We start from the raw sequence: 13,207 nt of genomic DNA, 5'->3' as shown, positions 1-13,207 counted from the left end.
CTTACTGGATCGTCGCGCTCCAACTGCCGGAGCCGAAGCAACTTGCCGATCCGCGTCCGCTATAGGGAATGCCGTTCGTCGTGTCGCGCGGATACCAGGTGCCAAAAAGCGAACAGCCCGTTAGAGACCCCGAGACCGTGTTGACCGTCAGCGCCGTGCCCGCCATGCCCGCCATGCCCACTGTCGCAGTGCCTTCCCACCGGTCAACCGTGTTCCAGATGTAATAGTTCCAAAGGCTGTCGCCGGCGCAGGTCAACCGCCTCAGCTCGAATCCGTAGATGCCGCTTGGCAGATCGATGCGACCCTGCCAGTTCGCCCCCCGATTGTCGCAGTTCAATGCGGCTGCGGGCCCTGAAAACGCCATAGCAGCCATGAGAAGAAGACCCCTTCCGATATTGCGGATCATTCTAACCTCCCAGTCTGTGATAAGTCTTGAATCCTTTGTGATGCCGACAAAGCCTATCACAAAACGCGTGCTTCTCGAAGCCGGGTGGGCCTGTCCAAGGTTCCTTCCCGCCAAAACGCCCCCCCTCTTTGTCGAAAACGTGCGATCCGTTGTGCAGGACGCAAGGTAATCTGTCCGCCAATCAGGACTGCGAAACGGGAGATTTTCATGCAGACCCAGGCACGTGTGGTGGTGATCGGTGGCGGTGTCGTTGGTTGCTCGGTGCTCTACCATCTGGCCAAGGCAGGCTGGACCGACAGCTTGCTGCTGGAACGGTCCGAGCTGACCTCTGGCTCCACCTGGCACGCCGCGGGGGGCTGTCACACGATCAACGGCGATCCCAATGTGGCAAAGCTACAGAAATACACGATCGAGCTGTATCGCGAGATCGAGGAACTGTCGGGCCAGTCCACCGGATTTCACATGACCGGCGGCGTCATGCTTGCCTCCACACCTGAACGGTTCGACTGGCTGAAATCCACCATGGCGAAAGGCCGCTATCAGGATATCCAGTCCCGCGTCATCACACCCGAAGAGGCGCATGAGCTGATGCCGCTTCTTGACCCCGCGCAGTTCGTGGGCGGGCTTGAAACCGTGGTTGACGGACATCTGGACCCCTCTGGCGTGACCTGGGCCTATGCCAAATCGGCGAAGAAACTGGGCGCGTCCTATGAACAGCATTGCAAGGTCGAAGAGATCCTGCGCGCCCGCGACGGCGGCTGGATCGTCAAGACCAACAAGGGCGACGTGGCCTGTGACCATGTGGTGAACGCGGGCGGTTTGTGGGCACGCGAAGTGGGCCGCATGGTGGGCCTTGAACTGCCGGTTCTGGCGATGGAGCACATGTATCTGATCACCGAGGACATGCCGGAGGTTGCTGAGATCAACGAAAAGACCGGCAAGGAAGTGATCCACGCGGTTGATTTCGATGGTGAACTCTACCTGCGTCAGGAACGCGGCGGAATGTTGATGGGCACCTATGAAAAGGCCTGTGTGCCCTGGTCCACCAGAACCACCCCGTGGGAGTTCGGGCACGAACTGCTGCAACCCGATATTGACCGGATCGCGCCCTCGCTGGAGGTCGGGTTCGAACATTTCCCCGCCTTCGCCAATGCCGGCATCAAGCAGATCATCAACGGCCCCTTCACTTTCGCCCCCGATGGCAACCCGCTAATTGGCCCCATCCGCGGCCTTCCCGGTATGTGGTCGGCCTGTGGCGTCATGGCGGGCTTCAGCCAGGGTGGCGGTGTGGGCCTTGCGCTGGCCAACTGGATCACCCAAGGCGACCCCGGCTTCGATGTCTGGGCGATGGACATCGCGCGCTACGGCGATTGGGCAACGATGAGCTACACCAACCCCAAGGTGCAGGAAAACTATTCCCGCCGTTTCTCGATCAAGTTCCCCAACGAGGAGTTGCAGGCCGCCCGCCCCTACAAGACCACGCCGATCTATGACCGGATGCTGTCGCTTGGCGCGCAGATGGGGGATAGCTGGGGGCTGGAAGCGCCGCTGTGGTTCTCGCCCGACGGCACCAAGGATGAATTCAGCTGGCGCCGCTCGACCGATTTCAAGCACGTCAAGGAAGAGGTGCGGGCAACCCGCGAAGACGTGGGCGTGATGGAAATCTCAGGCTTTTCCAAGTTCTACGTCCGGGGCGCGGGTGCTACGGCATTCCTCGACAAGGTGCTCGCCTGCAAGCTGCCCAAACCGGGCCGCATGACGCTGGCCCCGATGCTGAAGGAAAACGGCAAGCTTCAGGGCGATTTGACCGTCGCCTGCCTGTCCGAGACCGAGTATTTCCTTGCGGGATCCGGCATGGCCGAGGTCTTTTACGCCCGCTGGTTCGAAAAGCACTTGCCCGCAGACGGGTCAGTGTCGCTGGAAGTTGTGGGGCTTGGCATGGTCGGCCTCTCCATCGCAGGCCCCAAATCGCGCGAGCTGCTGCAACGACTGACCCCCGCCGATGTGTCAAACGAGGCGTTTCGCTTCATGGATATCCGCAAGATCGACGTGGGCTTTGCCCCCTGTCTCGTGGGGCGTGTCAGCTTCACCGGCGATCTGGGATACGAAATCTGGATGAAGCCCGAATACCAGCGCCATGTCTTCGATCGGCTGTTGGCTGAGGGCAAAGATCTGGGGCTCAAACCCTTTGGCTTGCGCGCACTCAACGCCATGCGGCTCGAAAAGAACTTCGGCGGGTGGGCGCGGGAATTCCGGCCTATCTATGGCCCGCTGGAGGCCGGTCTGGACCGCTTCATCGCCTATGGGAAGGAGGCCGATTTCATCGGCAAATCCGCAGCCCTGTCAGAGCGTGACAGCGGCGGCAAACTGCGTCTGCGCGCGTTTACCGTGGCCGCCATTGATGCTGATGTTATCGGGGATGAACCGATCTGGCATGATGGCAAGGTCGTGGGTTGGGTCACGTCGGGCGGCTACGCCCACAACGCGGGCCAATCGGTTGCCATGGGGTATGTGGCGAAGGAAGTTGCGGACAGCGAAGGGCCCTGGGCCATCGAACTGCTCGGCCAGATGCTGGACGCGCAGCCTCAGCACACACCACTGTTCGATGCCAATTTCGAGCGGATGCGCGGCTGAAACATTGAGGGCGGGGGTCAATCCCCGCCCTCTTCGCTTTCCCTTTGTTCCCTGAACCAACGCTCCAGTGCCGGGTTCGGATCAGTGGCCGTGTCCTCTGCATCCTCCGCCAGATCGCGGGGCCGCATCCGGGGCAAGGTTCCGCCATTGGGCGTGCGGAAATAATGCATCTCGCGCGCCCCGAAATAGAAGCTGACGATCGCGCCCAATAGCCACCAAAGCGGTTCCGGCACCGCATTCAGCCCCACCATCCGATCCGAGAACGCCGCCGGATCAACCATGGCAAAGACAAAAAGCCCGATCGTCCCAAGCGCCAGAAACGGTCTTGGCATCCGGTTTATGCCATTGATAATACGATCAAACAGACCGGGCCGTGCGTATTGAAACTCTTCCCCATGCGCGTCCAGTGCAGCGCGATGCGCCTGTGCCGACAGCTCCATCGCCCGTGTTTCATTGGCGTGAAAGATCTCGGCCACATCGCTGACCGCCTCACCGGCTGCGGCAATGGTCTGCGGCCCGCCCAATATCCGCTGCATCAACCCCATGACGCCACTCGCGCGCGATGTTCCGCATCCGTCAGGTGAAACTCTGGCGAAATGAACGTCTCTGCCCGGCGAATCCAGCCCCCCTTGCCACCGTCACGGCGCGTGGCATAGCGGCGAGACGCCGGACGCCGGTCGCCAATGCCATAGTAAAAGTTACGCCGCGCAATGCCGTAAGCGTCCACCAACCGTTGGCCGGCACTGTCATATGCAGTCTGCGCTGCCGCTGCGGTCTGGGGGCCGATAACCCCGTCTACGACAATCTCCAGCCCCATGTCCCGCAGCAGCCGTTGCAGGATACGAACCGCATTCGATCCGGCATTGACCTGCATGTCGAAGACCGTCGGCTGCAATGCTTCCGGCAATTGGGCGATCCGGGGGCGCAAATAGTAATGTTCAATGAAGATCTCGACCGCACGTTCCCGCGGCAAGGCGCGCACATCCGCCTCATCGACATCCCCGTCGCCATCCAGGTCCAGCCCCAAACGGCGCATTGTATGGATCGTCACCCCGTAATTCGTTGCCCCCCCGGGATCATTGGGATCATTCACATACCCGCCTTCGCGGTCGACAATTTCAGACGCAATCTGGCGAACCGACAGCATGGTTCAGCCCTCCCATGCTCAAGGTTCAAGATGACCTTCAAACAATCACAACAGCATTAAGAAACCCCTAAGGCCCGCCCGTCTTGGAAAATATCCCTAGGGGGTTTCAGGGTGATCGCCCTAGATATATATGTAAAAACAACTACTTACGGATCTAACTTCACCCCACTCCCCGCCACACAGCCGCGGCAGCGCGCTTTGACGAAGGCTCCCGCAGGGGGCTTGAGGAGGAGCGCTCGCCGTCAATAGCTCGGCGCCGGTTCCTCATCTTCCGTGTGCCGGTAGACCCCTTGCGCTTCCAAAGCATCGATCACTTCGGCGGGCATATAGGTTTCGTCATGCCGGGCCAGCAATTCCGTTGCCAGGAACACGCCATCTTCATACGTGCCTGTCGCCACTGTGCCCTGCCCCTCACCGAACAGATCGGGCGGCGCATCGTTGCCGACATAACGCACCGGGATATCGGCCCCGCCATCGGTTACGGTGAAGGTGAAATCCAGACCCTCATCCTGCACCAGCGTGCCTTCCAGAACCAAGCCGCCGATACGGAACACCTCGTCCGGCGGTGGCGGGGTTTCCGCCACTTCCGAAGGCGTGCGGAAGAAATTGATGCCATCCCGCAGGCCATAGCCGATGAGAGCGGCAGAAATGGCCAGCGCCACTGTTGCGACGATGATCACCTGAATTCGGCGTTGTTTCTTCAATCCGCGCATGGCTCTTCTCCGCGTCTGACTGATCCACAGATAGGCCCGGGCCCGTCCCACGTCGAGGGGCGCCCCCATGACAGGTTGCCTCAGGCCTTGGCGAACTCGATCCTGCGGCGCAGGAACTGGGTCGCCTTGTTCGACACTCGCGCCGGATCGCCGGTGGTCAGGAAGGCACTATCCGTTCCCTCCCCGATCTTGTCCGGGTGCCGCTCAAGATAGTCGGCCAGGCTCTCTGCTACCAGATTGGCCTGACTGTAGACCGCAACCCCGTCCCCGAGGGCATCCTGGAATACGTCTTCCATCAGAGGGTAGTGGGTGCAGCCAAGAATAGCCGCTTCGGGTTTGGGCATCCGCCGCTGCAATGCCTCCACGTGGCTGCGCACCAACGCTTCGGCAAGGATCAGGTCGCCGTCCTCGATCGCGTCCACCACGCCGCCGCAGGGCTGCGCCTCGACATCCACACCGATGGCGCGAAACGCCAGCTCTCGCTGAAAAGCGCGCGACGATACGGTTGCGGGCGTCGCAAAGAGCGCAACATGTTTCACGGCCACCTCTCGAGGCGGGGAATTGTCACCCCATTGCCGTTCGGTCAGCGCCTCGATCAACGGGACGAAGACGCCCAGAACCCGTTTGTCCTTGGGCACCCAGGATTCCTGCATCCGGCGCAAAGCGGCGGCGCTTGCGGTGTTGCAGGCGAGGATCACCAGATCGCACCCGGCATCGAACAGGCGCTGCACGCCCGCCGTGGTCAGGGCATAGATATCGTCAGCATCCCGAACCCCGTAGGGCGCATGGGCATTATCGCCATAATAGACAAAGGGCACATCCGGCAGGCGTTTGCTGACGGCATCCAGAACCGTCAGGCCACCCAAGCCACTGTCAAAGATCCCGACCGCCATTTCGCTTATGCTTTTCCTCGAATTCGAACCCGATTTCAGCCGGGTTTATGGGTGTTGGCGACAATTCGTAGGTCGATTGCCGCAGGAAGTCCATCATCGCGCGTGTGTCACCTGCGAACCGGTCCAATTCTGCGCGCGGAATGGGGGCACCGATGACCACGCGCACCGGCGTGTTCACCCGCTTGCGGAACTCCTTGATCAACAGCCCCATGCGCAGCGTGTTGTGCAAATGGCTGGCCAGCTGAAACAGGCGGCTGGTATGCCCTTCGAAAAAGATCGGCACCACGGTTGCATCCGACTTGGTGATCATCCGAGCCGTGAAGCTGCGCCAATAGGGGTCCATTGGCCGCCCAAAGGGTTTCAGTGCCGTGGACACCGTCCCGCCCGGAAAGATCCCGATCGCACCACCATCCGCGAGATAGCGCAGCGCCGTCTTGCGGGTCTGGATATTCAGGGCCACCGCCTCTTTGGTCTCGTCGAAAGAAATCGGAAGAATGACCTTGTCCAGATCCTCAGCCTTGCGGAAAATCCGATGTGCCAGAATGCGGAAATCCCCCCGCGCCACCGACAGGATATGCCCCAGCATCAGCCCGTCGAGGATGCCGTAGGGGTGGTTTGCAATGGCAATGACCGGGCCCTCTAGCGGGATGTTGTCCAGACTTCCGCCCACAACTTCCAGCGTCAGCCCGTAGCGTTCGACCATCACCTGCCAGAAGTCCCGCCCCGCAGCGACCTCGGTTTCGTATCCTTGCGCTTTGCGGATCAGTTTTATCCGGCCCGTGGAGTTTTCCATCGCACGGATCATCACCCGCCCGCCCTTGGTCCGGGCGGAATGTGCGTAAGAGATCTCGCGTGCGATCTGCTTTTCTTCTTTGGAGTGTCGTTTGCGTGTCATGGCGCTGTCACGAACTGAAAACCATGCATTGGCCATACGCCCGTTACCCGATTCCTGCCAGCACTTCCCTGTCACAGTTTTATGACACGTCTCGCCGCACCCATCCCCACAGACAGAGCAGTTCCATCGCCACATGCGCCCCTGCCACGGCGGTGATCTGGGAATTGTCGAACGGGGGTGAGACCTCGACCACATCGCCGCCCACCAGATTGATCCCGGCAATATCGCGCAGAATGATCGCCGCCTGTGCCGAGGTCAGCCCGCCCCAGACCGGCGTTCCAGTGCCTGGGGCATAGGCGGGGTCAAGGCAGTCAATGTCAAAACTGAGATAGACAGGCGCATCGCCCACGATCTCTTTCACCCGCGCGGCAATGGCCTGTGGGCCCTGTTCATGCACCGTTCGCGCATCGAGAATTTCGATGCCCAGATTATCCTCGACCACCGTGCGGATGCCAACGTGAACAGAGCGGGCGACATCCACCAAACCCTCTTTCACGGCCTTATAGGCAAAGGTGCCGTGATCGACTCGGGCCGGGTCATCGTCGGGCCAGGTGTCTGTATGGGCGTCGAATTGAAGAAGCGCGACAGGCCCATGTTTCTTCGCGTGGGCGCGCAAAAGAGGCAGGGTGATCGAGTGATCCCCGCCAAGCGTCACCATCGCCGCGCCCTGGTTCAGGATGCCGTCTGCATGGGCCTCCAGCACCTTGGGGAACTCGGCCGGATTGGCATAGTCGAAGGCCAGATCCCCGTAATCTGCGATGGCCAGGCTCGTCAGTGGGCAATAGCCGTCCCATCCGTAGGGCGGATCATAGACCTGCAGCGCGCTTGCCTCGCGGATTGCGCGGGGGCCAAGCCGCGTGCCTGGCCGGTTGGTCACTGCCTGATCGAAGGGCACGCCGGTCACGGCCACGTCCACACCCGCCAGATCCTTGGTGTAGCGCCTGCGCAGGAAGCTTACCGCGCCCCCGAACGTGTTTTCAAAGGCGCGGCCCTTCAGATCTGTCCGCGTGAACGCCCCGTCGATATCCTTCTTCGCGTCTTCCAGCGCCATGTTCGGCCCTTTCCCGTATCCGTCTTGCCCCATGCAAAGCCTGTCGCGAGGAAAAAGGCAATGCCGCCTTGCAAGAGCTACGAAGGCGCTACATCAAGGGAAGCATCAGAACAGGAGCCAGCCCATCATGCCCGACAGCACGCTTCGCCAGCACTTCCTCGAAGGCATGAGCCGTGCGGCCGCCTCGGTCAGCGTTGTCACAACCGATGGACCGGCGGGCCGCCACGGCATCACGGTCAGCGCCATGACCTCTGTCAGCGCCGATGGTGAAGCGCCGACAATGCTGGTCTGCCTGAATGCAGCGTCATCGGCGCTGCCGCCGCTGCTGGAAAACGGCTGCTTCTGCATCAACGTGCTGCGTATCGACCAGCAAGCGATTTCCGATGTCTTCTCTGGCAGACTTGCCCCCCCGGATGGAGAGCGTTTCAACGCGGGCCACTTCTCGCCCGGCGCAACCGGTGCGCCGATGCTTGACGAAGCGCTGGTCAGCTTCGATTGCGAGCTGGTCTCGGCAGAGAAAATCGGCACTCACCATATCTGCATCGGCGCGGTGCGAGAGGTGCGAGTCGCCTCTGAAGGATCACCCCTGCTCTACGGGATGCGCAGCTACCTGCGGGCAGAGAAGCACTGAGACCTGTCAGCCAAGCGGCTGCGCCTTTTCAACCAGCCGGGCGAAAAAGCTCGCCCCGTAAGGTGCCGCCTCGTCGTTGAAATTGAAGCGCGGGTGATGAAGTCCTGCCGCCTCCCCCTGGCCGAGGAACAGATACGCACCGGGCCGCTCTTCCAGCATATAGCTGAAATCCTCGGCCCCCATCTCGCGCCACTGGGCACCATCTACGGCGTCCTTTCCCGCGATCTCCTCGGCCACGCTGACGGCAAATTCGGTCTTCGCCGGGTCGTTCACCGTCGCCGGATAGCTGCGCCGATAGTCGAGCCTTGCCTCAACGCCAAAGCTCGCCCCCTGCCCGGCCACGATCTCCCCCATGCGGGCCTCGACCATATCACGCACGTCCGGGTCGAAGCTGCGCACCGTCCCGCCCAGATAGGCGGTGTCGGGAATGATGTTTTCCGCCGTGCCGGTGTGAATCATCGTGACCGACACCACCAGATCCTGAAGCGCGTAGTGGTTGCGGGCCACGATGCTTTGCAGCGCCTGCGCAATGTGGACCGCCGCGATCACCGGATCGACGCATTCATGCGGATAGGCGCCGTGCCCGCCCTTGCCCTTGATATGCACGTCGAAGCTGTCGACGGCGGCCATGATCGGCCCCGGCGTGGTCTGGAAATGGCCCACTGGCAGCGCCGGTGTGGTGTGGATGGCATAGACCTGCCCAATATCGAAGCGGTCCATGATTCCGTCCTGGCACATCACGCCCGCACCGCCGCCATCCTCTTCGGCTGGTTGGAAGATCAGCGCAACGCGGCCTCGGAAATTGCGCGTCTCGGCCAGGTATTTCGCCGCACCAAGCAGCATGGTAGTGTGCCCGTCATGGCCGCAGGCATGCATCACGCCCTTGTTTTCAGACGCATAATCCAGCCCCGTCTCTTCCTCGATCGGCAGCGCATCCATATCGGCGCGCAACCCGATGGTGGGCCCGTCCCCCTGCCCTTCGATGATCGCAACGACGCCGGAGTCAGCGATTCCGGTATGGATATCGGTGATGCCGAATTCCCTCAGCCGCTCCACCACGAAAGCGGCCGTCTCATGGCAGTTGAAACCGAGCTCTGGATGGGCGTGCAGGTGACGGCGCCAGGCGGTCATTTCCTCGGCAAACCCTGCGATGCGGTTGAGGACGGGCATGGGTGGACTCTCCGGGGCTCATGGGTGTTATTCGGGGCACCCTGACCGAAAACCGGAGGCCCGGCAATGGATGACGCGCTGATCAATGACCCTCATGGCGGGATGCCCCGGTTGCTGGAGATCATGCGCCGGTTGCGCGACCCTAAGACTGGCTGTCCCTGGGACATTGAGCAGGATTTCTCGACGATCGCGCCTTACACGATCGAGGAGGCTTACGAGGTCGCAGACGCCATCGAGCGCGAGGCCTGGGACGAGCTGAAAGGCGAGTTGGGGGATCTTCTGTTCCAATCGGTCTTTCACGCGCAAATGGCGGAAGAGAAGGGGCTTTTCACCTTTCAAGAGGTGGCCGATACGATGTCTGACAAGATGGTCGCACGCCATCCGCATGTTTTTGGCGACCAGTCGCGCGATAAGTCGGCAGAGCAGCAGACACAGGATTGGGAGACGATCAAGGCCGCTGAAAGGGCCGCCAAGGCACGCGGTGGCGTGCTGGACGACGTGGCGATTGGCCTGCCCGCGTTGATGCGTGCCGAGAAGCTGCAAAAGCGCGCCGCGCGTGTGGGGTTTGACTGGCCGCATATTTCCCATGTTGTTGATAAAATCGCTGAAGAGGCCCGCGAACTGGCCGAGGCGCGCGAAGAGCTGCCGCAGGAAAAGATCGCCGAGGAAATGGGTGATCTGCTGTTCGTCATGGCCAATCTGGCGCGGCACCTGAAGGTCGATCCCGAAACCGCGTTGCGCGACGCCAATGCCAAATTCGTGCGCCGCTTTCACTTCATCGAACAAGAACTGGCCGCGCGCGGAAAGCAGCCTTCGGAAAGCGATCTGCAAGAGATGGACGGGCTTTGGGACGCGGCGAAAGCGGCGGGGCTTTGAAGCCGCAATCTGCCCGCACCCCCCCCCCGTGCATATGGTGAACCAGTTTCGCCGCCCGTCGGCGTCGACCTGAGGGCGGCCCTTCTCCCTGCATGGCCGGCGCCGCGGGGCTGGAAGGGGCGTTTGGGAATTCCCCCCAAAACCTCAAAGATATTTGCGTCAGGGTGAAAGGAATACGCAGGAAGACCGCGGGCACTGGACCTTGCAGGAGGCTTTCCTTATATCTTTGCTCAACAATTGGTTTTCCAAGCCGGATGGCACGCAATGCAAGAGCAGCTCGAGGGCGCGCCCCTCATCAAACCATCATCGACCGAGCACCCGCTTTATGACACCGTGGTTGAGGCCTGCCGCACGGTCTATGATCCTGAAATTCCAGTGAATATCTATGATCTGGGATTGGTTTACACCATCGAGATCACAGCCGAGAACGAGGTTGAGGTCACCATGACCCTGACCGCGCCGGGGTGCCCGGTTGCGGGCGAAATGCCGGGCTGGCTGGCAGATGCCATTCTGCCGGTGGCCGGGGTAAAGACCGTCAATGTCGAGATTACCTGGGATCCGCCCTGGGGGATGGAGATGATGTCGGACGAAGCACGGCTGGAACTGGGCTTCATGTAAGATCAAGTCTTTTGGCTTGATTTTGCGAATATCAAGTCTTATGGCTTGATCTATGACAGAATCCGCGTCTCGTGCCGTTGTTCTGACCGGCGATCTTGTGAGCTCAACCGATGCTGGCACCGATTTGGTCAACAAGGCCGTCGGTCGTGTCAGCGCGGTGGCCGAAAACATCGCCGCTTGGCCCGGCAGTGGCAGGGTGTATTTCACTCGGTTTCGCGGCGATGGCTGGCAGTTTCTGATCCCACGCGCATCCTATTCCCTGCGCGCCTTGGTCTGCATTCATGCGGGCTTGAGGGCGGCAGAAGATGTCCCCCTCAGCAGAATATCCGCAGGTGTTGGATCGGTAGACCCCGTTCCCGGCGGCGATCTGTCCAATGCGTCCGGCAGCGCATTGATAGCCTCGGGCCGAGCGCTGGACAGGTTAGAGAAATCACGTCTGTTCTGCGTAGCCGGTGAGGGCATGACGCCACTTCACCACGCGATCATCGACCTGGTTGAAGAACATGTCATGCGCTGGACGCCGGAACAGGCGGAGGCAACATCCTATTACCTGTCCCCCGACAACCCGACCCAGAAATCCATCGCCCGAACGCTTCACATATCGGTGCAGGCGGTGCATGCCCGTCTGAAGGGCGCAGGTGCACAGGCGCTGCGGCGAGCGGTCGAGGCCTGGGAACAAAAGGAACGCACATATGATTGAAACTGTCGTGGCGCTGCTATTCGCCCATGTTCTTGCCGATTTCATGTTCCAATCCAAAGCGATGGCCTTGGGTAAAGACAAGATCGGGCCGTTGTTGCTGCATACCGGAATTGTCTTTGGTCTCAGCTATGCGGCACTTGGTGGGGCGCATTGGGCCGCCCTGTTCGTGGCGGCGCTGCATATGCAGATCGACTATGCCAAGGCGCGGCTTGGCTCCGATGACAGCCTTGCACATTTCCTGATTGATCAGGGCGCGCATCTGATGTCGATCCTCGCCGCCGGGCTGCTATGGACCGACGCCTATGCCAGCGGGCTTTGGGGGCACTTGCCCATACTGACCGCACAAGCCCCCGAAGCCATGGCGCTAATCGCGGGGTTTCTGCTGGCCACCCGCGCGGGTCAGTTTGCCGTTGGCAAGCTGATGGCCCCTTATGCGGCGGCTCTGCCCGATGCCGAGGGCCTGTCAAATGGCGGTGCGGTCATCGGCCTGCTGGAACGGGGTCTGACCTTCATCCTCGTGCTTAGCGGTCAGATGGCGGGCGTGGGCTTTCTGATTGCTGCCAAATCCTTCCTGCGGGTGGGCAGTATCGAGAAGGACCGGACACTGGCCGAATACGTGATCATCGGCACGCTTGCGTCGATCGGTTGGGCGCTGCTAGCCGGGATCGGAACCGCTGCGCTGATTTCCCGCCTTGGTGGTGCTTGAGAACCGGGGCCAGCTGCCCTAGATTTGGGGTAACAGGAAAAGGACCAATCCCATGTTCGGCATTCCCGGCAAACAGGCCGTGACCGTGACCCAGGCTGCAGCAAAGCAGATCGCCAAGCTGATGGCCTCTGGCGGATCGCAAGGATTGCGTATTGGCGTCAAGAAAGGCGGCTGCGCTGGCATGGAATACACGATGGACTACGTGTCCGAGATCGACCCGCTGGACGAGGTCGTGGAACAGGATGGCGCGCGGGTGATGATTGCCCCCATGGCGCAAATGTTCCTCTTTGGCACTGAGATCGACTATGAGGTCAGCCTGCTGGAATCGGGCTTCAAGTTCCGCAATCCAAATGTCGCAGATGCTTGCGGCTGCGGGGAATCGATCAAGTTCAAGGATATCGACGAGTTGCAGGCCGAACAGGCTGGAAAATGAGCCTGTCGCCCGAAGAGATCGCCTTCGCGAAGGAGCTGTTCTCGGGGCTTGGCGACCAGTCGACACGGCGGATGATGGGCGGGTTGTGCCTTTACCATGAGGGCACGATCTTCGCGATCGTCCACGGCGACGGGTCTTTGTGGCTGAAAGGCGCGGGCGATTTCATTGCCGAACTGGAGGCCGAGGGCTGTACGCGCTGGACCTATCAGCGCGAGGGCGGGAAACCCACGGCGATGCCCTATTGGACCATGCCCGACGCGGCGCTGGATGATCCCGATATGGCCTGTGACTGGGCACGCCGCGCCCTGCGCCATCTCTGACCCTTCCCGCCCCC

At 61.1% G+C, this 13,207-nt stretch carries 16 protein-coding genes; 8 read left to right on the top strand and 8 right to left on the bottom strand.

Translation table 11 applies throughout. The features are described 5' to 3' along the window. Position 1: 1 nt before the first annotated feature. The gene (locus ACROHD_RS05985; RefSeq protein WP_432676452.1) at positions 2–406 is read right to left on the bottom strand and encodes a hypothetical protein; all 405 of its coding nucleotides are present in this window, start codon (positions 404–406) and stop codon (positions 2–4) included. 207 nt (positions 407–613) lie between these two features. Between ACROHD_RS05985 and ACROHD_RS05980 the strand changes: the two genes are divergently transcribed. Next, on the top strand, positions 614–3,040 hold the full coding sequence (locus tag ACROHD_RS05980; RefSeq protein ID WP_432676451.1) for a GcvT family protein: 2,427 nt from the start codon (positions 614–616) through the stop codon (positions 3,038–3,040). A 17-nt stretch (positions 3,041–3,057) separates the two neighbouring features. Here ACROHD_RS05980 and ACROHD_RS05975 read toward each other — a convergent pair whose 3' ends face one another. From ACROHD_RS05975 to speB, 6 genes are all read right to left on the bottom strand, one after another. Further along, complete coding sequence (locus tag ACROHD_RS05975) at positions 3,058–3,585, bottom strand: holin family protein (RefSeq protein ID WP_432676450.1); 528 nt, start codon at positions 3,583–3,585, stop codon at positions 3,058–3,060. Then, positions 3,576–4,187 (bottom strand): holin-associated N-acetylmuramidase, encoded by a 612-nt coding sequence (locus ACROHD_RS05970; protein ID WP_432676449.1) that lies wholly within the window; start codon positions 4,185–4,187, stop codon positions 3,576–3,578. Before ACROHD_RS05970 ends, ACROHD_RS05975 begins: the two co-directional genes overlap by 10 nt. A 242-nt stretch (positions 4,188–4,429) precedes the next feature. Next, positions 4,430–4,900 (bottom strand): cytochrome c maturation protein CcmE, encoded by a 471-nt coding sequence (ccmE, locus tag ACROHD_RS05965; protein WP_432676448.1) that lies wholly within the window; start codon positions 4,898–4,900, stop codon positions 4,430–4,432. A gap of 80 nt (positions 4,901–4,980) precedes the next feature. Further along, on the bottom strand, positions 4,981–5,793 hold the full coding sequence (locus ACROHD_RS05960) for a glutamate racemase (RefSeq protein ID WP_432676447.1): 813 nt from the start codon (positions 5,791–5,793) through the stop codon (positions 4,981–4,983). Beyond that, positions 5,774–6,688 (bottom strand): lysophospholipid acyltransferase family protein, encoded by a 915-nt coding sequence (locus ACROHD_RS05955; protein ID WP_432676446.1) that lies wholly within the window; start codon positions 6,686–6,688, stop codon positions 5,774–5,776. Before ACROHD_RS05955 ends, ACROHD_RS05960 begins: the two co-directional genes overlap by 20 nt. Before the next feature lie 79 nt (positions 6,689–6,767). Then, positions 6,768–7,739, bottom strand: coding sequence for an agmatinase (gene speB, locus ACROHD_RS05950; RefSeq protein ID WP_432676445.1), 972 nt, complete (start codon positions 7,737–7,739; stop codon positions 6,768–6,770). A gap of 127 nt (positions 7,740–7,866) precedes the next feature. On the opposite strand from speB, the gene ACROHD_RS05945 reads away from it, so the two are divergent. Continuing rightward, complete coding sequence (locus ACROHD_RS05945) at positions 7,867–8,370, top strand: flavin reductase family protein (RefSeq protein ID WP_432676444.1); 504 nt, start codon at positions 7,867–7,869, stop codon at positions 8,368–8,370. A gap of 6 nt (positions 8,371–8,376) precedes the next feature. Here the strand turns inward: ACROHD_RS05945 and ACROHD_RS05940 are convergent, their stop codons facing one another. Continuing rightward, positions 8,377–9,540 (bottom strand): M20 aminoacylase family protein, encoded by a 1,164-nt coding sequence (locus ACROHD_RS05940; protein ID WP_432676443.1) that lies wholly within the window; start codon positions 9,538–9,540, stop codon positions 8,377–8,379. Positions 9,541–9,606: 66 nt separating this feature from the next. Here ACROHD_RS05940 and mazG point away from each other — a divergent pair, with 66 nt between their 5' ends. The 6 genes from mazG to ACROHD_RS05910 all read left to right on the top strand — a co-directional run bounded on the left by mazG (position 9,607) and on the right by ACROHD_RS05910 (position 13,193). Then, a complete protein-coding gene (gene mazG, locus ACROHD_RS05935; RefSeq protein ID WP_432676442.1) occupies positions 9,607–10,416 on the top strand; it encodes a nucleoside triphosphate pyrophosphohydrolase in 810 nt (269 codons plus the stop codon). 264 nt (positions 10,417–10,680) lie between these two features. Then, entirely contained in the window at positions 10,681–11,034 is a 354-nt protein-coding gene (locus ACROHD_RS05930; RefSeq protein WP_432676441.1) for an SUF system Fe-S cluster assembly protein, read from the top strand. A gap of 52 nt (positions 11,035–11,086) precedes the next feature. After that, on the top strand, positions 11,087–11,734 hold the full coding sequence (locus tag ACROHD_RS05925; protein ID WP_432676440.1) for a hypothetical protein: 648 nt from the start codon (positions 11,087–11,089) through the stop codon (positions 11,732–11,734). Continuing rightward, complete coding sequence (locus ACROHD_RS05920; RefSeq protein WP_432676439.1) at positions 11,727–12,440, top strand: DUF3307 domain-containing protein; 714 nt, start codon at positions 11,727–11,729, stop codon at positions 12,438–12,440. Before ACROHD_RS05925 ends, ACROHD_RS05920 begins: the two co-directional genes overlap by 8 nt. Before the next feature lie 52 nt (positions 12,441–12,492). After that, positions 12,493–12,873, top strand: a complete 381-nt coding sequence (locus ACROHD_RS05915) for a HesB/IscA family protein (RefSeq protein WP_432676438.1) — start codon at positions 12,493–12,495, stop codon at positions 12,871–12,873. Then, complete coding sequence (locus ACROHD_RS05910; protein WP_432676437.1) at positions 12,870–13,193, top strand: TfoX/Sxy family protein; 324 nt, start codon at positions 12,870–12,872, stop codon at positions 13,191–13,193. The genes ACROHD_RS05915 and ACROHD_RS05910 overlap by 4 nt, the downstream gene beginning before the upstream one ends. The last annotated feature ends 14 nt before the right edge of the window (positions 13,194–13,207 follow it).

It is taken from the genome of Nioella aestuarii (assembly GCF_050896395.1).
Classification (GTDB): Bacteria; Pseudomonadota; Alphaproteobacteria; order Rhodobacterales; family Rhodobacteraceae; genus Nioella; species Nioella aestuarii.
This window is presented reverse-complemented; position numbering and strand designations above follow the sequence as displayed.